Origin of the sequence: Providencia sp. PROV129, assembly GCF_028482245.1 — a bacterium.
Taxonomy (GTDB): Bacteria; Pseudomonadota; Gammaproteobacteria; order Enterobacterales; family Enterobacteriaceae; genus Providencia; species Providencia vermicola.
This window is the reverse complement of record NZ_JAMPQD010000008.1, coordinates 215,097-238,181: the sequence shown is the minus strand read 5'-3', so window position 1 is coordinate 238,181 and position 23,085 is coordinate 215,097. Positions and strand designations below refer to the sequence as shown.

Below are 23,085 nucleotides of genomic sequence, written 5' to 3'. Positions count from 1 at the left end.
GCCTCAATCATGTATAATCGTCATACACATAGATCTCTTGGTGTTTTTATAATCAATTTTATTATTTTTACTGTTCTATGAATAGACAAGAGGACTATTATTTTAGCTTTAGCTGCCCAAACCTACCTGATTTTATGAGATAATCTTTTCCAAATCTATTTTGTATATATTATCGGCAGTTAGCGTAAAAATAATCAACACTAACTCAGCCCTACCCGCGCTTTCCGATAATAACTGATAAGAAAAGAGAATCTATCGACATGGCTAAATCACCCGCGAAAAAACCAACCAAAGGCTTTGAAGAAACCCTTTGGGATACCGCTAATCAACTGCGTGGTAGCGTTGAATCCTCCGAGTATAAGCACGTGGTGCTTAGTTTGGTGTTTCTGAAATTTATCAGTGACAAATTCGAAGCCAAACGTAGCCAATTAATCAAAAATGGTCAGGAAGCCTTTGTTGATATGGATGTTTTCTATCAACAAGATAACGTTTTCTTTTTGCCACAACAGTCCCGTTGGTCTTATGTGCAAGAGCGTGCGAAACAAGATGATATCGCGGTGATTATTGATACTGCACTATCCACCATCGAAAAAAGCAACGCATCCTTGACGGGCGCATTACCCGATAACTATTTTTCTCGCCAAGGGCTTGAGCCGAAAAGGCTCGCATCACTTATCGACAGCATTGAAAATATCAATACCCTTGCGACCGAATGTGGAGTAGGGGAAGAAGATCTGGTTGGTCGTGTTTACGAGTACTTTTTAGGGCGCTTTGCCGCCAGCGAAGGTAAGGGCGGGGGTGAGTTCTATACCCCGAAATCGGTCGTGACATTGCTGGCTGAAATGCTCGAACCTTATCAAGGCAAAGTGTATGACCCGTGCTGCGGCTCGGGCGGTATGTTTGTGCAGTCACTAAAGTTTGTGGAAAGCCACCAAGGGAAAAGCAAAGATATTGCAATTTATGGGCAGGAATTGACCAGTACCACCTATAAACTGGCTAAAATGAACTTAGCGGTGAGAGGGTTAACTGGCAACTTAGGGGAACGCCCTGCGGATACTTTTTTTGCCGACCAACACCCTGATCTAAAAGCCGACTTCATTATGGCGAATCCGCCGTTTAACTTAAAAGATTGGCGTAATGAAGCGGAGTTAACCAACGACCCGCGTTTTGCTGGTTTCCGTACTCCACCGACAGGCAACGCTAACTATGCGTGGATTTTGCATATGTTGTCTAAACTCAGCGAAGACGGGGTTGCGGGGTTTGTATTAGCCAATGGTTCGATGAGCTCGAATACCAGCGGGGAAGGGGAAATTCGCCAAAAACTCATCGAAGATGACCGTATTGAGTGCATGATTGCACTGCCTGGTCAGCTATTTTTTACTACGCAAATCCCAGTTTGCCTGTGGTTTATCAGTAAAAGTAAACACGCTAGCGCCAAATATGGCTACCGTGACCGCCAAGGGGAAACCTTGTTTATCGACGCCCGCAATCTTGGCACGATGATCAGCCGTACCCAAAAAGAGTTAACGGCGGATGACATTGCCACTATCGCCGATACTTTCCACGCATGGCGCAGTAGCGAAAGCGAATTGAAACGCCGTGTCAGCGCTAAAGAAATCAGTGTTGAGCAGTATCAAGATCAGGCGGGCTTTTGCAAGGTTGCCTCTCTTGAAGAGATCAAGGCCAATGATTTTGTGTTAACACCGGGGCGTTATGTGGGCGCTGCGGAGGTTGAAGATGATGGTGTGGTGTTTGAAACTAAGATGCAGGAATTGACCCAAACTCTTTATCGCCAGATGGATGAAGCGGCTGAGTTAGATAAAGCGATCCGTAAAAATATGGAGGCGTTGGGTTATGGGGAGTGAGTGGAAAACAACTAAATTACTTGAACATTATGAGCTTCGTTCTGGTTTATCTAAACCTGCAAAGGACTTTGGGAGTGGATATCCATTTTTGACGTTCAAAGATGTTTTTTATAATTATTTCACTCCTGATAAACTCGGTGATCTAGTACAGTCTAATGATAAAGAACGTGAAAATTGTTCAGTTAAACGTGGTGATGTATTTTTAACGAGAACTAGCGAAACAATGCATGAACTAGGGATGAGCTCTGTAGCTCTTAAAGACTATGAAAACGCAACGTTCAATGGTTTTTGTAAACGTCTTCGTCCAACTCAGCAAAGTGAATTATTACCAGAATATGTAGGGTATTACCTGCGTAGTTCTATATTTAGACAAGCGATGCTAGCATTTTCAACTATGTCAACACGCGCAAGCCTCAATAATGAAATGATCGGTAGGCTTGAAATATCTTACCCACCAAAAATGGAACAGGTAAAGATCGCTACCATTTTGAAAAATATCGATGACAAGATCACTCTCAACCGCCAAATCAACCAAACCTTAGAGCAAATGGCGCAAACCCTATTTAAATCATGGTTTGTGGATTTTGATCCTGTTATCGATAACGCTTTGGATGCTGGCTTTTTTGAGCAGGATTTAGCCTTTTCTGATGAATTACTGCGTCGGGTTGAAGCGCGTAAAGCTGTACGTGAAAGTGATGATTTTAAACCGTTATCAGAGGAGATTTGTCAGTTATTTCCTGATGCATTTGAAGAGTGTGCAGAGCCTTCGTTAGGGCTTGGGGGGTGGATACCTAAGGGGTGGACTATTTCTGCCTTAGATAAGATTGCAAATTTTCAAAATGGATTGGCTTTACAAAAATTCAGACCTGATAGTGAAAATGACGAATATCTACCTGTTCTTAAAATCGCCCAGTTAAGGCAAGGTTATTGTGATGCTAATGAAAAAGCAAAGATTGATATTATAGAATCATGCAGAGTATATAATGGTGACATGATTTTTTCTTGGTCAGGGACTTTGATGATTGATATTTGGACTGGTGGTGATGCGGCATTAAATCAACATTTATTCAAGGTAACATCTAAAAACTATCCACTATCATTTTATTATCATTGGACGAATCATCATTTAGCTCGATTTCAGCATATTGCTGCCGCAAAAGCAGTGACTATGGGGCATATAAAAAAGGGTGATCTCAGCAGTTCATATTGTGTTGTGCCAACTACACAAGTGTTATCTTATTTTGACAGTATAACTGGTTCATATTTGGAGCAAGCAAAGAGTGTTAGGTTACAATGTAATACACTAACCAACCTTCGCGACACACTCCTCCCCAAACTAATCTCCGGCGAGCTGTCTTTAGACGATATCAAAATAGACACTCCAGAAGAAACACTCATCTAATTTATTCGACCGCTTCACATTTTTCTTATTGTGAGGCGGTTTTTGTTATCTAATCAATTAAACTATCTTAATTAAAATAACCCGATAAAAACTAATAAATAGAAGCCACTGACATGAGCCATATCTTCACTGAAGCTAAACTGGAACAGGCAATTATTGAACTGCTAGGACAACATGCAAATAATGTGGGGCAAACCTGCTATCCGCATTATCTCGGCATTACTATCCCGCGCAAAGACAACAGTGAAGTATTGATAGTGGATGATTTGCGCCAGTATCTCGCAAGGCAATATCAGGCGGATGCCATCACTGACGGCGAAATTAACTCTATTATCCATCAGCTTCAAGTGCTGCCTGCCAGTGACCTCTACCAAAGTAACAAAACATTTTGCCATTGGCTCAGTAACGGCTTCTTACTTAAACGCGAAGATCGCAACCAAAAAGACCTGTATATCGAATTGATCGATACTCAAACCTTGCCAGAGCAATTAGCGAGGTTATTTGCAGGGGAAGACATCATATCGGCGGCAGATAATAACTGCTATCGGTTAGTTAACCAGTTAGAAATAGAAGGGCAAGCCAGAGACGGCGGGGTGCAATTGCGCATCCCTGACGCCATTTTATACGTCAATGGGTTACCGCTGGTGGTCTTCGAATTCAAATCGGCGGTGCGTGGGGAAGAGGCCACGCTATTTGATGCATGGACACAGCTTTGCGTGCGTTACCGTCGCGATATTCCCAAGCTGTTTGTTTATAACGCCCTGTGTATTCTCAGCGATGGTGTGAATAACAAAATGGGTAACCTATTTGCCCCTTATGAATTCTATTATGCATGGCGCAAAATCAACGGGAACGAATCAACGGAAAAACAGGGCATCAATGGCCTGTACACCTTGATTGAAGGGCTATTCCATCCCGTTCGTTTATTGGACGTACTGAAAAACTATATTTTCTTCCCAGATACTAGTAAGCATGAAGTGAAAGTGTGCTGCCGTTATCCCCAGTATTACGCGGCTCGTAAGCTGTATTACAACATCGAGAAAGAGCGTAAACAGATAAACGCGAGTGGTGAAAATGTCGGTGGTAGTGGTAAAGGGGGCACCTACTTTGGTGCGACAGGTTGCGGTAAAAGCTACACCATGCAGTTTTTAGCGCGTTTGTTAATGAAAAGCGTTGATTTTGCCAGCCCGACGATTATTTTAATCACTGACCGTACCGATCTTGATGAACAACTCGCAAAACAGTTTTGCAATGCAAAAGCCTTTATTGGCGATGAAATTATTATGCCAGTCACCAGTCGCCAAGATTTACGCGACAAGCTAGCAGGGCGTGCTAGTGGTGGGGTATTCCTCACCACCATTCATAAATTTACCGAAGATATTCAACTACTTTCTGAGCGTAGTAATATTATCTGTATCTCGGATGAAGCTCACCGCAGTCAAATCAACCTCGACCAAAAAATCAGTATCAACCAAGAAGACGGTGCGGTTAAAAAGACCTATGGCTTTGCCAAATACCTGCATGATTCACTGCCGAATGCCACCTATGTAGGCTTTACGGGGACGCCTATTGATGCCACCTTAGATGTATTCGGTGAAACAATCGATAGCTACACCATGACCGAATCGGTGAATGATGAAATCACAGTGCGCATTGTGTACGAAGGGCGTGCGGCTAAAATCGCGCTTGATAACAGCAAATTAGAAGAAATAGAACGCTACTATCAAGAGTGTGAAGCCCAAGGCACCAGTGAGTATCAGATAGAAGAAAGTAAGAAAGCCACGGCTAACATGAACTCCATTTTAGGTGATCCTGACCGTATTGATGCGCTAGCGAAAGATTTTGCGCAACATTATGAAAAGCGAGTGGAAGAAGGTTCAACCATTAAAGGCAAAGCGATGGTGGTTTGCGCCAGCCGTGAAATTGCCTATGCCTTTTATCAGAGCCTGAGATTACAACGGCCTGAGTGGTTTGAAGCGAAACTGACAATTGATGGTGTGGAACTCACCGAGCAAGAGAAAAGTGAATTGATGCGTTTGCCGATGGTCAATATGGTGATGACCCGCGGGAAAGATGACCATGAGGCGATGTACAATTTGCTGGGAACGAAAGATTACCGCAGGGAGTTAGATAAGCAATTTAAGAACCCAAAATCTAACTTCAAAATAGCCATCGTGGTGGATATGTGGCTAACGGGTTTTGACGTGCCAGAGTTGGATACCATCTATATCGATAAGCCATTGCAAAAGCATAATCTTATTCAAACTATATCCCGCGTGAATCGCCGTTTTGAAGGAAAAGAAAAAGGGTTAGTTGTTGACTACATTGGTATTAAGAGCCGTATGAACATGGCGCTCGCCATGTATTCAAAAGCCGATAAGTCTAATTTTGAAGATGTTCAGCAATCCATTGTTGAGGTACGTAATCACCTCAATTTGCTTTCACAGGTATTCCATAAATTTGATAGCCGTGATTACTTTTCAGGTTCGCCAACGCTACAACTAGATTGCCTCAATCGGGCGGCTGAATTTATTCTGCAAACCAAGAAAGTTGAACTGCGCTTTATGGGCTTAGTGAAGCGGTTGAAAGCCGCTTATGATGTGTGTGTGGGCAGCGAAGATATCACCCAAGATGAACGTGAGCACATTCATTTTTACCTCGCAGTACGTTCTATCGTCTACAAATTAACTAAAGGCGATGCACCCGACACGGCGCAGATGAACCAAAAAGTACGCGAGATGATAGCCGAAGCGCTTAAAGCGGAAGGCGTGGAAGAGATTTTCACATTAGGCGATGACAAAGCGGAAACTATTGATATTTTTGATGATGAATATATGGCGCGCATCAATAAGATCAAGCTGCCGAATACCAAAATGCAACTGCTGCAAAAGATGCTCCAAAAAGCCATTAGTGATTTTCAAAAGGTCAACCAACTCCAAGGGATCAACTTCTCCAAGCGTTTTCAAGCCTTAGTCGAGCAGTATAATCAACGCAAAGAGAATGATGTGCTCAATGGCGAAGAATTCGACGATTTCACTGCGCAAATGGCGGATATGATTTATGACATCAAAACTGAAATGATGTCGTTTAAGGATATCGGTATCGATATGGAAGAAAAAGCCTTCCTCGATATTTTGCAGCATATGTGCCAGAAATACGATTTCACCTACGATGATGACAAAATGCTGGCGCTTGCTAAGGATATGAAGCTAATTGTTGATGACAGCACACAATACCCTGACTGGAGCAACCGAGAGGATATTAAAGCGAAGCTGAAGGTAGATCTTATTTTATTATTACACCGCTATGGTTTCCCTCCAGTGGCAAATGATGAGGTGTATAAAAGCGTTCTGGAACAAGCCGAAAACTTTAAAAAATATCAGTTGGTGTGATTTGATGTCGCAACCTTTTCTTCATGTAGCAGAACTTTGCTGGTCACCTAAAGAATTAGAAGTTATGGCCCGTGCTATTGAATCTAGTTTTTTGCAATACCAAATAAAAGGAGAGGTTGTCGGTTATGATGAAGGTGCAACATTTACACTCTTTAAAATCGAACTGGGCAGAGGTATAAAAGCCTCTCAAGTGACAGCGGTAGTGCCAGAATTGTGTCGTTCCCTTAGTGTCATTGATATAAAAGTTATTGATTTTATTGCTGGTACACCTTATATCGGATTGCGGGTGACCAACACCTATCGTAGAGCGGTGCCTTTTGTTGAATGCTTTAATCAATGGTACGGAAGCAATGGGTTGTCTTCCCTTTCAGTCATGTTAGGAGAAAACATTATAGGAGAGCCAGTTGGTTGTGATCTGGCTCAAATGCCGCATTTACTTATTACAGGCGTGACGCGCTCAGGTAAGTCAATGTTAATGCATTCCTTGGTAATGAGCATTTTATACAGAAACTCGCCAGATAAAGTTCGCTTTGTGATGTTTGATACAAGCCAGCTTGAACTCAGTTTATATAACGATATACCCCACTTATTATTTCCATCCGCTTCTGATTCCGTTGAATCAATAAAGCCATTAACGTTTTTGGTTAATGAATCAAGGCGTAGACAAAAATTATTTGGAGCATTAAATCAACGTAATTTGAGTGGATACAATAAGGTCATATCAAGTGCGAAAGAGTTAGGTAGGCCTATACCTGATCCCTTCTGGCGCCCTAATGAGAATGATAGTGAGCATCCTTATTTAGGCTATGAGCCTGAAATTGTTATTTGTGTCGATGATTACGTCCAACTCATTGGCGAGTATAAACAAATAGGGGAAATGTTGGTTCTATTGAGCCAGCAAGGTCACGCGGTTGGTATTCATCTCATTCTGACGACTCGTAGCCCTTTATCCACCAGTATCGGTTCACAGCTTCGAATTAATATCCCTACGCGTATTGCTCTTTCTGTATCATCTAGGGCTGACTCTAATTTAATCCTTGATCAGTATGGTGCAGAATCACTATTTGGTTTGGGGGATATGCTATTCGCATCACCGAGTTTATCTGAACCGACTAGGATCCAAGGTACTTATGTGAGTGATTCAGATATCAGGGATACAGTCGATTATTGTAAACGATGGGGAAGCGCGAGTTATCTTAATTTTTATGGGGATGCCCAGAATGGAGATGTGGCAGAGGAAGAACTTGACCCATTATTTGATCAAGCAACTGAGTATGTTGTAGAAAAACAGCGCGTTTCTATTTCAGGGATCCAGCGGCAGTTCCGAATCGGTTACAACAGAGCCGCAATGATTGTAGAGCAGTTAGAATTACAAGGCATAGTCAGTGAACAAGACTACAATGGTCATCGTGAGGTATTAGCTCCACCGTATGAGTAACCACGAATATCCCCAAATGAAGAAGTTGATGGTATAACACTCAAAAACTGCACACAGTATTTACCAGTTACTTGGCGTTCTTGGCCTACACTTTGATGCGAGTTGGGGCGGTATTAACGGTGGTATCACGATTCCATGCGGTATTAATCAGCTACCACTTGTGTATGCCCTTTATGATGTACTTGAAAAGGGCAAGCCACATTCATTCGATGGCCGTATTGTTGAACCTGATGAAGACGGAGACATTGTTCTATACACGACTTATCGTAAGCATGATTTACCCCAGAACAACATTCAATATGAGCGATTCAAGCTTTACCCTGAGTTTTTGCGTGATGCTACAGAGGGCGAGGAATCAATACCGGGCTTTGACGGAAAAGTTGAATTAACACCAGGAGAGCCTTGCGATATTCCAGTGGGTCACTGGGTTGATGTTCGTGTAAACATGCCGTCCAATTCTATCTACAATCAAAAGCAAGCTGAAGCTGAGAGACTCGCTAAGCTAGAAGCAGAGCGATTAGCGCAAGAAGAAGCTAAACGTGCAGCAGAGGAAGAGGAAAGGGCAGCGCAGGAAACTATTATTGATGAAAATGATACAGCGCTGCAGCAGTAAATAAAAAAGCCCACCGAAGCGGACTTTTAGTGAACTTAATAATCCGCGTACGATTTGCGTTTCATTTGTAGTCCTATTTGTGTCAGTGCGTAGTCCAACTAATTTTGCTAACTTCCTGTTTTTAAACCTGTTGTCCTATCACTGACCCACCAAATTTGGGCTGGCGGAGTCTGAATTGGTTATTTAATTATCTGTATTTAATGAATATTTATTAATTTTAATAATTGATGAGTGCCATAACGAGTGCCATTAAGTTGGAGTAATAGATGTGGTTATATCTAAGTATTTAGCAACCAAAGAAGCATACAAATAAAAATAATGTATTGAATAAAAATATGCGTCACAAGTGTCACTCACGTCATGCTATTTAATATCAATATGTTAGATTACTTTCTTGAGTCACACTTTATGGCAAGAGTAATTTTAATGTCACATTTAATGTTGTAATAAAATTTTATATAGGGGGGAGGGGCTGGACTAGTGACTTTTGAGTACCTAGCTAATACCTTGGGTAAATAGGACGGAAGTGGGTTAAAATTTTTTAGAAAAAAATCGAATACAATTCGATTACTAACATATGATATGGCCTCACTCCAACTCGCTGTATTAGCCAACGGTGTGCTAATCAGCCTGTAATAGATTCGTGATAAACCTAGCCAGAATACCACTGACAGGTAAAGAAAGTGTTCTTATATTCCCCCTTGATTTTTGTAATTAGCCAACTAGAGCGTACATACTATATGTACGCTCTAGTTGTAGATTAAAGTTATTCTTCGTATTCTTTAGAATGTTTATTGCTAATATATAACATGCTCCCTGAGAAAATCACTTTTATCATTTGAGTAATAATCAGCAGAGTTACCAGTTATCTCTCGAAGTACTTCTGTTACTAGGTTATTAATCATTTCTTTAAGTTTAAGAAACTCTTCATATGAACTAGCACTTTCAAATATTTTTCTGGTGCGGTTTGGAACATCTAGTTGCATTGCAATATCGCGGTTATGGGCTAAGTAATTTAGCCAGCGATGAGTCTCAACTAGCACAGCAAGTTCGTAGTATGTACTATGCTTGAGGTTGTTAACATCTGCGTGGTACATCAGTGAAGCAATATCGTAACTACTCAGCTCAATATTCAAACCTTCTTCTTTGCTATCCGCTTTGAGGTTTTTAAGCAGGCGGATGGATTTTCTTAATCCACCGTTGCATTGAGCACATTTGTCCTTGATAAGCTGCATATGAAGGAAAGGTTCATTGAAGATACGTTCTCGTTTATTTTTATCGATAATAGTAATTCCACGATCTTTTTCTTTTTTTGTTAGCTGATACTCTTTTGTATCCCACCAGATGCTTGGTACTACATCAACTTCTCTTTGAAGACTTCCCCCTGTTATTCTTAAAGACTTGGAGTTATTGTCGTCAACATGAGCAGTAGGGAATGCTATTTCTAAAGCATCTCGAGCTGTATGCCTAAGTTCAAGGATAACGTCTCGGCTATCTTTATCGGTCGGGATATAGTTGCCAATGCCTTCACTATCATATGTAAGTATCTGATTATCAATTATCAAAAGGTCTACATCACTAAACCCTTTGATATGAATATCTAGGGGAACAGAACCTTGTACTCGAAAGTCTAGGTTTAAGGAAAGTTTCTTAATTAGTTGGTTTTCAATACGTTGTGCTGTTTCGAAGGAGATCTCTGTGTAGCGAGCATCAACCGGTTGCATAGCACCAATAGCATAGCGAGTAGAAGAATCGTCTTTTCCTCTGAATTCCCAACTTTCATTAAGGTTAAGAGCTCCTTCCAGCCTAGCATACTCTTCAAGGCCATCATATCGATGGTCTCTCATTGACTCTGTGGCTATGCGTAACTGATCAGAAGTTCCTTTGCGTCGTGACTTCATACGTTCAATACGCGAACTATATAATGTATTAGGCATTCTTTGTCCTTGTAATTGTCATTGTACCGAAAGTGCCACGGCCTTGGCCGTTAAAATATTGTCCTTCAGCTGAATTAAGCTCTTTATCGAAACGAAATTCAGCGAATCCGACATGTGGAGTTAAATGCTCTTCACCAGTTTTGGGTTGGTTCTGATAGTTATATAACAGTTGATATCCAATCCCTTCATCATGGATGATGGATGCTGTCACACTATCAGAATGGGAGGTTTTCGTTTTCAAATGTATTCTGACCTTGTCCCATGACTGAACAATTGTCAACTTTCCTTCCCATTTCATTCCCCCGTTAGATTTAGTATGACCAGCAACATCCCAGCTCCCCTCAAGATTAGGAACACAAAGTAATTTCCCTAAGCGATTATTTTTCCATAGGTATTTATCAAAGCATGCGTACAGGAGAATATAGATACCTCCTGCACTTATTAGTGAAAAAACTGAGGCGGGGATATGACTGTTGATATGAAAGTTTTTTAGCCATTCAATTATCGTCAGAGCTATAAATATCAGCACAAACGATATAACTGAAGCAATGATGGCAATATACCGGCCAACCTTACTACGATTTAGACCACAAATCACAATATATTCGTGACTTTTCATTCTAGAGTAATCCTTTAAGCAATTAAATCAGATAAAAACTATATAGTTCTTCATTCTTTCAAATTAAATGTATTGTAAATGTTTTTACTTGCTAAAGCTTACATGAGTAAAAATATATATCACAAATATAACCTTACCATATTGGTTAGCTTTTTAAGAAGTAACATTGATAGATTTTCTCATACAATATGAGAAGCTAACCCCAAAAAGTAACTAAAGCCAGTAATAATTATTTATTAATGAAGGAGGGAAAGAGTGGTATTCAATATGGATAACCTTATAAAGTAGTATTTACAAGGTAGGAGATAAAAATTTTAGCATAAAAATGGCTAAAAGTTGCATATTCCCTAGGAGAACAGATGGTAGTGAGATTCTGAATATTTGATAAATAGTATTGTTTTCGTTGCAAAAGCCGAAGCATTCAGATTATTTTTTAAGAGAGAAACTGTTTTTAGCCTCATCTTAACAGTTACCATTCTCTATAAATTTGCTATCATATAGTCTATGTCAATTAACGTTAAATTTTGGGTGGAATATGTCCAATTTACTGAGAGAACAGGAAGTTAAGGTTGCTCTTATCAATTGGTTATATGAAAATGACCATCTGAATGGTGCTACTATCATAAATGAAATGGTCGTTGCAAATTGGGCTAGGCGCGCTGATTTGACTATAGCTAATGGTAAGTTGCATGCATTTGAAATAAAAAGTGATTTTGATTCCCTGAAAAGGTTAGATGGGCAATTATCTATTTTTATGGCTAGATTTGAGAAGGTCAGTGTTGTTTGCTCAACTCGCTTTACTGATGAAATAAAAAACTCAGTTAGCCCTAATGTAGAAGTGATAGAATTTGAATCAAATGATGATAATGTTTGTTTTAAAATTGTAAAAAAAGGAAAGCAAAATATTATAAAAGACAAAACTATCTTTTTCGATTTTTTACTAAAAAATGAAATAAAAAATTTATTGAATATTCATGGGGTTGATTATAAAAACACTAATTCGCGAGATGAAATGGAGGTTATTGCTAGTGAATTACCTTTGTCGACAATACGGGAATACACAATAGAAACTTTAAAGCATAGGTATTTAACTACATCTAGTGCGTATTTGAATTTACTGAATAAAAATAAAAAGGTTAGTATAAAACATTTAGATTTACTTAGTAAAAGAAAGCAAAGAAAAAATAAGCCAGTAGTAAAAAAAGTATTGACTAAAAAACTATTAAATAGTGAAAATGTTTATCTAGTAGATACAAAAAAAATCGCAGAAAAATATGGTTACTCTAGTTTAGATATTCCAAAGGAAGTAATAAAAAGAACTGTAGTAAAGGAGGCTTAATAGCCTCCTTGTGTAATTAAAATTCTACTTCATCATCTTCATCGCTGTAAATTATCTCAGATGATTCGATCTGTTTTGATAAATGCAGATTTACACGTACAGCAATCCATTTGGAAGGCGAACCCATTCTATCTGTATTACCATTAGCTGCATTTCTTATCATTTGAGCACCCCAAGTTTGCTCATTGTAGTAATTGGGAAATTTATGTAGGATGGCTTTAGCTGCCTCAACATATCCTTTAGAGTCATATCCTGGTCTTCTTTCAAAATACCATGCATCATCTAAAGCAACATCTATTCTAGGTACATAGCGGCCCATTGAATCGTCATAGACTACAGAGTGAATAGAGCTATGATCACCATATATAGATACTGATTGCCCCCCGATTGATTGATAAAAATCTCTTTCCATTAAGTCAATAAAACCCCGTTGCCCACTTTCATTACAGAAGCTTGTTACACTGCTTGGAAAGCTAGTGGTCATTACACTTATAATAGTTTCGGGTATTTCTGTTCTAAGTTGATTAATGGCATTAACCGCAGCCGCAGTAGCTGCTGGAAAGTTCCCTCTGATGTAGTTTAAATCTATGAATACAATTGCATTTTCTGGATTATCTAAGGAAGCTAAGCAGCTTATAACTTTATTTATATCTGTGCTTAAATTTCTTATTCTAAAGGCAACTAATCTATGCTGTTGTTCTAATAATTTAGCTTGTATAACAATATCTCTAAGTTTTGCCGCTTGAGAAATTTGTATCGTAGGAATTATATTTTCATATGAATTACAGAATTCTAACCAATTCTTAAATCCATTATCAGGCGATAGTAAATTTAAGCTAGTACCACAATGATGTTTGTTTTCTTGAGTGACATCTACGATAAAGGGGTTTCCATCCATAGCATCAAGTGTTTTATCAACGGATATCCTAATATCTTCTGAACGAGGCCATTTGCCTAATGTTATCAATGGTATTATTTTTTTCTTGTTTTCTGAACTAAGTTGTTTTAGTCCTTGTATTTCAGAAGCCCGAGTTCTTAATGCGGGGTAGTATTTATAGTTTTCAAGCTTAATATTATTCACTTTATGCTCCTGAGAATTCATTATTTGATTTATTGTCCCTAGGTTTTGCGGTAGGAGGGATAGAAGGGTTTTGAGTAGCTAAGTAAGCTGCGATACTTTCAATGTTTCTTTTCTGATGTTCTATGTTGGAAAGTTCATTTGAAACCTGATTATTTTTATCTATAAGAGAATCAACTTGAGTCACTAAACGTTTAAAAATAAAGTAATTAAATAACCCAATAAGAAAAGCTGCTAGCCAGCCAGAACATACAAAAATCCATTGGGAAATTTTTTTATCTTGGATAAAGCTAGTAATCAATGCAATTAACGTTCCTGTTATGCCTACTACTCCGTATATGTGATTGATCATCTTTTACCCTTTGGTTGCTAAAGTATAATTGATTTTCTACTAAAAAATATCATAACTAAACTAATCAAAAAATTATAATTCGTACTATATCAGTATGATTTGTAGGTAGTAAGCTGATAATTTAACCAGTGTTTTAGTAGAATCGTAATATTTTTGACTATAATAGCAATATAACTTGTGAGTTATATTGCTTGTATTATTAAAATAATTAACAGTATAATATTAAAAATATTAATATTATACTGTTATAAGGAATGCCTAATGTCGTCACTTGATGCATATTCTAGAGAAGTTACTCACCATGAATTTGCTTTGGATACAGCACTTAGAACTCAAAAGCTGAGTGATGATGAAAAGGAAACGTGCAATTGTCCTATACCAAATTTATTGAGTTTAGTTGATTTGATAATGAAGGAAAAAGATTTTTCAGCTCCTTACTTAGATAATACCTTAGAGTTTACATTGCAGGATGTCATTAAATACCCAGTTAATAGCGAAACTCCTACACATTTATGTCTTTTATTTAATGTAATTGATAAAAATGGAGCTGCGACAGTACTAAAAAATCGAAAACGAAAAAAAAGAACTGAAATTAAACCCGACCATAAAGATGGAGAAGGATATGAATTTTCTTCTCATATATTAATCTCATTAAATGGTTATAAACGCGTCTACAAAGCAGTGATTTCTCGAGCACCTAAAATATCAACTAATTTAATAGAATTATTTTTTAATAAAGTTTTATTTCAAATAGCAAGAAAAAACTCTGAAAGATTTTCAGTAAATAGCAAAACAAATGTTACAGATATATCAACGGGAAAAACTAAAAAAATATTATTTAAACCAGTAGTTGGCCTTCGAGGTACTTTAGATATAGAATTGTTTAACAAAATGAACTCAGGTGGACTTGCAGAGGTAACATTAGTAAAATATGAAAAGTCTGTTATTAACGTGCCTGATATGAATGGTGCTATTATTCCTATAGAGAGTACTTTAAAAATAAAACCAAATGAATCTAATGATGTTCTTGGATGGTTAAGAAAAGTGGGTGGTTATTTTACCAAAAAAGAAAATGGATACTATAAAAATATTAAAGTTAAATATAATGATGAAAATAATAAATCAAGAACTGTGACGTTACAAACGAATAATATTAAGCTTGAAGCTATTGAAAAAACTTTTATTAAAAAAAGTATAATTAGTGGATTTGATTTTCGTTTAAGTAGTTCATATGATAAAATTAATATCGAAATTGTAGATAAGCTCAATGAGATTATATAGGATGCAATATGTATATACTACATCAATTATTTCGACCTTTTGGTTATTTGAGTATCAAAGGTGTTAGTGGAAAACAAGCTTATGATTGGTGGATTCCATTATTTTTTTCGGTTTTATCGATGGTATACTTCATTTTTATAGTAAAAGACCAAGTGGCTATATTCGGAACTGAAGGCTTTTTGAAAAACACAATATCATTTATATCAATTCTTCCTGGTTTCTATATAGCTGCTTTAGCTGCAATAGCTACATTTAACAGAAAACAAATAGATGAACCTTTAATAAGTGATAATGAAACACCATATATTTATGTTAAAGGTGTAAAAGAAAATGGAGCAAAATTTCGCACAAAAGAAGACATGACTAGGCGGTTATTTCTTTGCATGCTATTCTCTTTTTTAACAGCAGAGAGTATTGTATTGATTATGTTGTATAATTTTGTGGTGCCAATACTTTCTACAATGAATAGTTGTTTCTTTTTAGGAACATATTTATTTTTGTTTTTATTGATTCTGTGGCAGCTATTAGTAACAACATTTTTTGGACTTTACTATCTTGGAGATAGAATACATATGAATAATTAATACTATAAATTGTCTTTGTACAGTTTGATTATAAAACCAACTTATAGCCTAAGTAAGATTTGATGCTATGTAGTTAATCTTTCTGTTTTATTCTTTTTCTGCAAATATGATTGTAGTCAAGATACTAGTTTGTAAGATTTTCGGTAGTTTATTAAATTTTTTTACAACATGTGCTAATTGGTCATCTTGGGTATAAAAGTATGCTAGTGGTACATCTAGGGCATCAGCTAACTTTTGAGCCGTGCCAATATCTACCTCATGAACACCTTTTTCATAACGATTGATACGTGTACTAGCTACAAACTCGTCGATCCCCGCTGCGATACCTAAGTTCTTTTGTGATAATCCCGCCGCTAGTCGGGCTTCTTTTAAGCGTTTGCAAAAGATATCTTTGTGATTTTCAATAGGATTCATAATAACTCTCAGTAATATAGAGTTACGAGAATCGTAGTTTTGGCTTGTCTTGGATACTACGAATAACGTAGTATTGTGTGAGTGTAATAATTTATAAGGAGTTTTACATGAAACCGTTACTGTTAACTATTGTCGCCATAATGTTAAGCGGGTGCATTAGTTATACAAATGATAAAGGGCAAAGCTGTATTGCGGATGCCGACCCAATTTCAGCGGCTGTATCAGGAAGTTTTGTTAGGTGTTATGGCGTTCCTGATGAAAATAAATCAGAGGATTGATAATTATAGCTTTTATATGGAGATGTCACTAAATGATTAATTTTTTTAGATGGGTAGGGCTCCTTCCTATAGCTTGAATAGCCACCAATTCAGTAGACACTCACTAATTTTTCTTTATACCGTTTTTCATACTCTACAGGCGACTGTTGATTATTGGAACCGTGCCTGCGTTTAACGTTGTAGAACATTTCGATATACTCAAAAATATCCATTCGCGCTTCTTCTCGTGTTGAGTAGACCCTTCGCTTAATTCTTTCCCTTTTTAATAATTGAAAAAACTCTCAGCAACCGCATTATCATGACAATTCCCTCTGCGACTCATGCTGGCTATCAGCCCATGTTGTTTTAAAAAAGCATTCCAATCGTCACTGGTATATTGGCTTCCTTGGTCAGAGTGTACAAGTACATTCTTTACTGGTGAACGCCGCCATATCGCCATTAGAAGTGCACCTAAAACAAGCTCTTTCGTCATTCTACTTTTCATTGACCAACCGATCACACGTCTAGAAAATAGGTCAACGATAACGGCAAGATATAACCATCCCTCATGGGTTTTTATATACGTGATATCCGTCACCCAAGATTGATTCGGGGCTGTTGGGTTAAATTCTCTTGCTAGCCTATTTGCCACGATGACATTTTCAGTACCCACTTTCGGTCTGGGTTTTCGATAACCTCTTTGTGACTGTATTCCTTCTTGTTTCATCAATCGATGAACTTGATTGATACCGCAAGTCATCCCTTCTTCTCGTAGGTCGCTGTATATCTTCCGATAGCCATACACGCCGCCTGATTCTAACCAAAACTGTTTAATGAACCCGAGAATATAATGACGGCGTTTTTCTTGTTTGCTAACAGGGTGTTTGAGCCATGCATAATAGCCACTCGGATGAATACTAAAAATTTTACACATGCGCCGAACAGGCCAAACATGTTGATTGGCTTTAATAAAGGCATACTTCAGTCGGACTGGCTTGCAAAGTACACCGCGGCTTTTTTTAATATATCTCGCTCTTCAGTGACTCTTTGTAACTCTTTCTTTAGGCGACGAATTTCGTCATTTTCATTGGATATCGTTTGCTGCTCATAAACACCTCTCTTTTTGCTATTTTGTCTAACTTAAAGGTGTCTATCAAGTCGGTGGCTATTCAGTCATCATATGTACATGGGAGGTATATCTTTTATAAAGATATACCTATGTTTATATTTCATTATTAATCTTCAATACCAAGTGATAGCTATGAACATCGATTTCAGCTTGTTTGATGAAGAGATCGAAAGGGAGATAGCACGCCGTAGTTTGCATGAATTCATTCAGTACATAAACCCTGAATACATCACAAGCCATTTCTCTCAAACGGTATGTGATGCGCTCGACCAATTCTTGGTTGAGATGAACGGCATATTTCACGATATCACCGAAGCAGTAGGGGAATTACAAAGCTTTGGTTTCCCTAAGTGGGCTGCAGAAGGCAAACCTTATCCCATTCGCGCCATTGTTTATCATAAAAATAAGACGTGGCAGTCGAAAATTGAAAATAACAATGTTGAACCTGTCTTAGGTACAGCATGGCAGGAACTGAAAGCCGATTTAAGCGCCAGTGATATCAATGTTTATACCAAAACGGAGTCTGACAAGCGTTTTCAGCCATTAGGCAACTATCAGCCTGCTGGTTACAGCTACTCTAAAGCCGAATCTGACACCAATTATCAACCCAAAGGTAACTATGCCCCCGCAGGCAACTACGCACTTAAAGGTGAAAGCTACACGAAGGCAGAAGGGGATACACGATATCAGCCAAAAGGCAGCTATCAACCATCAGGGGACTATGCCTTAAAAGGGGATAGTTATACCAAGGCTGAGACCGATGGTAAGTATCAACCTAAAGGCAGCTATCAATCGGCAGGTTACAGTTATTCGAAAGCGGAATCTGATACCAACTATCAACCGAAAGGCAATTATGCCCCTGCAGGGAATTACGCACTCAAAGGCGAGAGCTACACCAAAGCGGAAGGGGATACACGGTACCAAGCTAAGGGAAGTTATCAGCCGTCGGGGGATTATGCTTTAAAAGGAGATAGTTATACCAAAGCTGAAACCGATAATAAGTATCAGCCCAAAGGCAGCTATCAAGCGGCGGGTTACAGCTATTCGAAAGCGGAGTCTGATACTAAATATCAACTGAAAGGTAATTATGCACCTGTTGGGAATTATGCGCTTAAAGGTGAAAGCTACACGAAAGCCGAAGGGGATACACGGTACCAACCAAAAGGGAACTATCAACCTGCAGGTAACTATGCGCCTGCGGGTAATTATGCCTTTAAAGGCGATAGTTACACAAAGAATGAGGGCGATACACGGTACTTATCTAAGCAAGACTTCAATAATAAAAAGTATGCTTTGCGGCAACTTGTGGAGGTAAATAAAGGAGGAAATATCACCGTTGACTTACCAGAATCACTAACAGGTAAGTTACTAGCAATCACCAATACTAACCATAATAATACATTATCAAATGCCGCGATTATTCCTAGTGACGGCATTTGGTTTATTGTTCAAGGCTCTGGTGATAACTATATTCACGCTACTATGTCCAATGGAGGTAAAAGATTTAATGTTCAAAAAATAAATCAATTTATCCTCGGTAAAGTTTACACTTGGGATATCAAGTAAATAGATGAAAATTTCTTATGCTTTAATTAATCATGATATAGTGATAAATACTTATATCGAAAGATATTTCTGGTTAATTTAAGTCGGATTAAGAATGACAACCTCAACAGACTACATATTTAGATGGAAAAAAGCACACGAAGAATACCTCATGGATAATAAGGTATTCTTAATGCAAGGCGGTAAATCTAAGAAAGTTAAAGGGGTATATTCAAGGCGCAACCTTCTACTTTTTAAACGCGGTGAGAAAATAAGGATCTCGGGTGACATCTGTGTAGAGGAGTATGCCATGATGCCATACCGAGGTTTTTGTTCTGTTGGTGCATTTTCAGAGCCTGCATGCTATTTTTCAAATGATGTTGTAATAGGTCGTTATTGCAGTATTTCTAGTGGCGTAAAAGTTATGGGGGGACAGCATCCCTATGATAGGTTTACGACTAGCAGACTGACGTATAAAAAAGAATTTGAGGATATTGCCAAATCTCAAGGTGATCATTGGGATGTTAAGCCATATAACACGAATATTGGGGCTCCAGTGATTGGTAATGATGTATGGATTGCGGATGGCGCTGTTATTAAAGGTAGTATTACAATTGGTGATGGTGCGGTTATAGCTGCAAACTCGGTTGTGACTAAGGATGTTCCTCCCTACGCTATAGTTGCAGGTGTTCCTGCAAAGGTGATTAAATATCGTTTTCCTGAAGAGGTTATTATTAAGCTCTTAAAGCTAAAATGGTGGGATTATAAGTTTACAGACCTACCGGATAACTCGCATTGCGATGATATAAATTATTTTATCGATCATCTTTCGTTAAGTATTGAACGAGGCGATATAAAGCCAATTATTTATAAAAAATTCAATATAGGGAAAGAGTTGAGTGAGATTTGAGAGAGTCATCACAACGTCAATGAAGCCGCAGGGATGCGGCTAGGGTTCTTCTTTTTCATTGGGCTGCATTTTAGAATTGGATTTAATGCGACGGACCATTTTATTCATATAATACTTTATCAGAAGCTTCCAGCTGAATTTTTTTGTTAAGTCATTTGTCCAGAAATGTCGTGGAGGTTTATGATTGGTGGGGTTGTCGCTATCGGCGGTAATGAAGTTAATCCTATCAAGTAATTGCTGTTGTCCAAACGACATATCTTGGTTAAAGTGTTCTGTCCTAATCATGAATTCTGCTGCCACGTCATATACTTCAAGGTATGATTTGCCGAGATATTCATTTTTATATATTTCTGTAATATCAACCCACTCATCATTGTTTTGAACAAATTCATAGATATCTGATGGGATAGTATTTTTTGAATCATTTTTTGATATTTTTACATTTAGAGATTCAAAGGCACGGGCAGCAAGCTCGGAACAAAATGAAGAGTGCCAATACTGTTTAATTAGAAAGTGAAAGTTATAGTGTTGTCCAGAATAAGATAGAAGTTCGTATCGTATTTTCTCTAGTAATTCATTGCTCTGGATATTTTTATTTCGATATACAACAAAATCCCCTTTGACATCAGCTAAAATGCTTTTAATGCTTTCTATTTGTACCCCATTTTTAGGCATAGCATGTATAGCACAATATTGATCAGTTGATATAGCAACATGAGAGTGTAGGGCTGTCTTGAGCCTTAAAACTGATTGTGCAATTCGATTGAGATTTTTATTAGGAGTGGATATTAGAATTAAATCTCCTGGTAGAGCAGGTAAGTAAACGCTCATTTTGAAGAGTCCTTTTTTATTTTCTAGAAAAAATAAGCCGTACTAGTTTAACGATATAATAATACTTATGAACAGAACATCACGCCAAATTGTTTTTGGGCTAATTGATATGCCTGTATAGTAGACGATTTGGTGAAATATATAGTTATACTTTTTTAAATAGAAAACCCCAAGGGGTGACCCTCGGGGTTTTAGTAACTTTCAAATGCGCGTGCATTTCACGTGCACTTTCTAGTCTTAATGTTGCCAGTGTCTAGTCCAACTGATTTTGCTAACTTCCTGTTTTTAAACCTGTTGTCCTATCACTGACCCACCAAATTTGGTGGAGCTGGCGGGAGTTGAACCCGCGTCCGAAATTTCTACATCCTCGGTACTACATGCTTAGTCTAGTCTTTAAATTCATTTGCCAACTGCGGACAGACACGCCATCAACAAACTATCCTGATTAAATTTAACGCTGCAACCCCAGGCAAGGCATTCACGCGATCTCTTTTGGGTTTGACCTCTCTTGATCCCCGTCCTAAGAGCGGAGGCTAGGGAGAGAGGGCTTTAAGCAGGTTATTAAGCTGCTAAAGCGTAGTTTTCGTCGTTTGCGACTATTTTTTTGCGGCTTTTTACGAGGCCAACCGCCCCTCGGCATGCACCTTGGGTTTCGCAAATCCCGTCGAATCCAGAATCAGCCCCAAGTTGTTGAACGCAGTATAACAGAAAATTATCCTATAAAGCTAGGACTTAGCGATTAGAATGTTTCATTATACGTGCTTTATCAAGTTGCCATTCACGTTCTTTGATATCAGAACGCTTATCGTGGGCTTTTTTACCCTTTGCAACACCGATTTTTACTTTACACCATGCATTTTTCCAATAGAGTGAAAGTGCGATGACGGTGTAACCTTCACGGTTGACTTTACCATAAAGGGTGTCTAATTCACGTTGGTTTAACAATAGTTTACGGCTACGTGTTGGATCACAAACAACATGAGTAGAAGCAACGTTAAGAGGCGTAAAGTTAGCACCAAATAAATAGGCTTCGCCATCTCTCAGTAATACGTAACTATCACCGATGTTTGCTTTGCCAGCACGCAGTGATTTAACTTCCCAACCTTGTAGGGACAAACCCGCCTCGAACTCCTCTTCGATAGAATATTCGTGGCGAGCACGCTTGTTCATAGCAATTGTTGCTGAACCGGGTTTATATGGTTTTTTCTTTGTCATAGTGCAATCATTATACTGTAAGCTGAGTCGAAAGAAATCTTTCTGCGTTGATATTTTTTTGATTGTGCATTTCTTGCCCTGTATGGGTTTTGTTTTTTGTTTAACCAATCAATAGTGCTATTATATGCCCAGTTTTTAGGGATAGGAATTGATATGCCACAGATTAGTCGCTCTGCGTTAGTCCCTTTTAGCGCAGAACAAATGTATAAACTCGTAAATGATGTAATTTCATACCCAAGCTTTTTACCTGGGTGTGTGGGGAGTCGTATTATCAGTCATAGTGCTGAGGAAATGACGGCTTCTGTTGAGGTATCCAAAGCGGGAATTAGCAAAACGTTCATCACTAAAAATGTGCTTGAAGACAACAAATGCATACATATGCAATTAGTAGAAGGGCCGTTTAGTAAGTTGTCTGGCGGGTGGAGGTTTATTCCTCTCAGTGCGGATGCTTGTAAAATTGAGTTTCATCTTGATTTTGAATTTACCAATAAACTGATAGAACTAGCATTTGGCAAAATATTTAAAGAACTTGCTAATAATATGGTTCAGGCTTTTACATTAAGAGCTAAGGATGTTTATAGTGTCTGATATTAATGTTGAAGTGGTGTATGCACTGCCAGAGAAACAATATTTACTATCCGTAAAGCTTACTGAAGGTGTAACAATAGAAGAGGCAATTATCGCCTCAGGTATTCTTTCACTGCGTGACGATATTGATTTAAAAAAAAATAAAGTAGGGATATATAGTCGTCCTGCAAAACTTTCTGATACTGTACAGGATGGGGAGCGGATTGAAATCTATCGCCCTTTGCTTGCAGATCCGAAAGAATTACGCCGTAAGCGTGCTGAAAAATCGAAAGAATCGAAAAGTAATTAAACTTCAG

The 23,085-nt window shown here is 38.3% G+C and carries 20 protein-coding genes, 1 other RNA gene and 1 pseudogene; 13 read left to right on the top strand and 9 right to left on the bottom strand.

The window, feature by feature from the left end; genetic code table 11:
• Positions 1-260: 260 nt before the first annotated feature.
• The 5 genes from PSF27_RS06095 to PSF27_RS06075 all read left to right on the top strand — a co-directional run bounded on the left by PSF27_RS06095 (position 261) and on the right by PSF27_RS06075 (position 8,710).
• Complete coding sequence (locus PSF27_RS06095) at positions 261-1,865, top strand: class I SAM-dependent DNA methyltransferase (RefSeq protein ID WP_272681084.1); 1,605 nt, start codon at positions 261-263, stop codon at positions 1,863-1,865.
• Positions 1,855-3,267, top strand: a complete 1,413-nt coding sequence (locus PSF27_RS06090; protein ID WP_272681083.1) for a restriction endonuclease subunit S — start codon at positions 1,855-1,857, stop codon at positions 3,265-3,267. The genes PSF27_RS06095 and PSF27_RS06090 overlap by 11 nt, the downstream gene beginning before the upstream one ends.
• Before the next feature lie 113 nt (positions 3,268-3,380).
• The gene (locus PSF27_RS06085; protein WP_272681082.1) at positions 3,381-6,659 is read left to right on the top strand and encodes a type I restriction endonuclease subunit R; all 3,279 of its coding nucleotides are present in this window, start codon (positions 3,381-3,383) and stop codon (positions 6,657-6,659) included.
• 4 nt (positions 6,660-6,663) lie between these two features.
• A complete protein-coding gene (locus tag PSF27_RS06080) occupies positions 6,664-8,097 on the top strand; it encodes a DNA translocase FtsK (protein WP_272681150.1) in 1,434 nt (477 codons plus the stop codon).
• A 58-nt stretch (positions 8,098-8,155) separates the two neighbouring features.
• Positions 8,156-8,710: a phage tail fiber protein gene (locus tag PSF27_RS06075; RefSeq protein ID WP_442958943.1), complete on the top strand. Its 555-nt coding sequence runs from the start codon at positions 8,156-8,158 to the stop codon at positions 8,708-8,710.
• Positions 8,711-9,507: 797 nt separating this feature from the next.
• Here PSF27_RS06075 and PSF27_RS06070 read toward each other — a convergent pair.
• Both PSF27_RS06070 and PSF27_RS06065 read right to left on the bottom strand, forming a co-directional pair.
• Positions 9,508-10,647: a hypothetical protein gene (locus PSF27_RS06070; RefSeq protein ID WP_272681080.1), complete on the bottom strand. Its 1,140-nt coding sequence runs from the start codon at positions 10,645-10,647 to the stop codon at positions 9,508-9,510.
• A complete protein-coding gene (locus PSF27_RS06065; RefSeq protein WP_272681079.1) occupies positions 10,640-11,266 on the bottom strand; it encodes a Cap15 family CBASS effector in 627 nt (208 codons plus the stop codon). Before PSF27_RS06065 ends, PSF27_RS06070 begins: the two co-directional genes overlap by 8 nt.
• A 535-nt stretch (positions 11,267-11,801) precedes the next feature.
• Here PSF27_RS06065 and PSF27_RS06060 point away from each other — a divergent pair.
• Positions 11,802-12,605, top strand: coding sequence for a sce7726 family protein (locus PSF27_RS06060; protein ID WP_272681078.1), 804 nt, complete (start codon positions 11,802-11,804; stop codon positions 12,603-12,605).
• A gap of 16 nt (positions 12,606-12,621) precedes the next feature.
• Here PSF27_RS06060 and PSF27_RS06055 read toward each other — a convergent pair whose 3' ends face one another.
• Together PSF27_RS06055 and PSF27_RS06050 are read right to left on the bottom strand one after the other, a co-directional pair.
• Positions 12,622-13,686, bottom strand: coding sequence for a beta family protein (locus PSF27_RS06055; RefSeq protein WP_272681077.1), 1,065 nt, complete (start codon positions 13,684-13,686; stop codon positions 12,622-12,624).
• Between the two features lies 1 nt (position 13,687).
• Positions 13,688-14,035 carry a protein gop gene (locus PSF27_RS06050; protein ID WP_272681076.1) on the bottom strand — a complete coding sequence of 116 codons (348 nt, stop codon included), beginning with the start codon at positions 14,033-14,035 and terminating at the stop codon, positions 13,688-13,690.
• A gap of 261 nt (positions 14,036-14,296) precedes the next feature.
• Here PSF27_RS06050 and PSF27_RS06045 point away from each other — a divergent pair, with 261 nt between their 5' ends.
• Both PSF27_RS06045 and PSF27_RS06040 read left to right on the top strand, forming a co-directional pair.
• The gene (locus tag PSF27_RS06045; RefSeq protein WP_272681075.1) at positions 14,297-15,316 is read left to right on the top strand and encodes a hypothetical protein; all 1,020 of its coding nucleotides are present in this window, start codon (positions 14,297-14,299) and stop codon (positions 15,314-15,316) included.
• Between the two features lie 8 nt (positions 15,317-15,324).
• Positions 15,325-15,900, top strand: a complete 576-nt coding sequence (locus PSF27_RS06040) for a hypothetical protein (protein ID WP_272681074.1) — start codon at positions 15,325-15,327, stop codon at positions 15,898-15,900.
• Between the two features lie 87 nt (positions 15,901-15,987).
• Here PSF27_RS06040 and PSF27_RS06035 read toward each other — a convergent pair whose 3' ends face one another.
• The gene (locus PSF27_RS06035; protein ID WP_272681073.1) at positions 15,988-16,314 is read right to left on the bottom strand and encodes a helix-turn-helix domain-containing protein; all 327 of its coding nucleotides are present in this window, start codon (positions 16,312-16,314) and stop codon (positions 15,988-15,990) included.
• 107 nt (positions 16,315-16,421) lie between these two features.
• Here PSF27_RS06035 and PSF27_RS06030 point away from each other — a divergent pair, with 107 nt between their 5' ends.
• The gene (locus PSF27_RS06030) at positions 16,422-16,592 is read left to right on the top strand and encodes a hypothetical protein (RefSeq protein WP_156171085.1); all 171 of its coding nucleotides are present in this window, start codon (positions 16,422-16,424) and stop codon (positions 16,590-16,592) included.
• Between the two features lie 89 nt (positions 16,593-16,681).
• On the opposite strand, the pseudogene PSF27_RS06025 reads toward PSF27_RS06030, so the two are convergent.
• Positions 16,682-17,678: pseudogene (locus PSF27_RS06025) on the bottom strand (IS3 family transposase); the annotation flags it as partial.
• 154 nt (positions 17,679-17,832) lie between these two features.
• Between PSF27_RS06025 and PSF27_RS06020 the strand changes: the two are divergent.
• Together PSF27_RS06020 and PSF27_RS06015 are read left to right on the top strand one after the other, a co-directional pair.
• A complete protein-coding gene (locus tag PSF27_RS06020; protein WP_272681072.1) occupies positions 17,833-19,266 on the top strand; it encodes a hypothetical protein in 1,434 nt (477 codons plus the stop codon).
• Between the two features lie 94 nt (positions 19,267-19,360).
• Positions 19,361-20,155, top strand: a complete 795-nt coding sequence (locus PSF27_RS06015) for a CatB-related O-acetyltransferase (RefSeq protein ID WP_272681071.1) — start codon at positions 19,361-19,363, stop codon at positions 20,153-20,155.
• A 39-nt stretch (positions 20,156-20,194) separates the two neighbouring features.
• On the opposite strand, the gene PSF27_RS06010 is transcribed toward PSF27_RS06015, so the two are convergent.
• The 3 genes from PSF27_RS06010 to smpB all read right to left on the bottom strand — a co-directional run bounded on the left by PSF27_RS06010 (position 20,195) and on the right by smpB (position 22,201).
• A complete protein-coding gene (locus PSF27_RS06010) occupies positions 20,195-20,986 on the bottom strand; it encodes a YiiX/YebB-like N1pC/P60 family cysteine hydrolase (protein WP_272681070.1) in 792 nt (263 codons plus the stop codon).
• A 320-nt stretch (positions 20,987-21,306) separates the two neighbouring features.
• Positions 21,307-21,670: a transfer-messenger RNA gene (gene ssrA, locus PSF27_RS06005) on the bottom strand.
• A gap of 48 nt (positions 21,671-21,718) precedes the next feature.
• Positions 21,719-22,201, bottom strand: coding sequence for an SsrA-binding protein SmpB (gene smpB, locus PSF27_RS06000; RefSeq protein WP_206082532.1), 483 nt, complete (start codon positions 22,199-22,201; stop codon positions 21,719-21,721).
• 153 nt (positions 22,202-22,354) lie between these two features.
• Here smpB and PSF27_RS05995 point away from each other — a divergent pair, with 153 nt between their 5' ends.
• Together PSF27_RS05995 and PSF27_RS05990 are read left to right on the top strand one after the other, a co-directional pair.
• The gene (locus tag PSF27_RS05995; protein WP_206082531.1) at positions 22,355-22,789 is read left to right on the top strand and encodes a type II toxin-antitoxin system RatA family toxin; all 435 of its coding nucleotides are present in this window, start codon (positions 22,355-22,357) and stop codon (positions 22,787-22,789) included.
• Positions 22,782-23,078, top strand: coding sequence for an RnfH family protein (locus PSF27_RS05990; protein ID WP_206082530.1), 297 nt, complete (start codon positions 22,782-22,784; stop codon positions 23,076-23,078). Before PSF27_RS05995 ends, PSF27_RS05990 begins: the two co-directional genes overlap by 8 nt.
• The last annotated feature ends 7 nt before the right edge of the window (positions 23,079-23,085 follow it).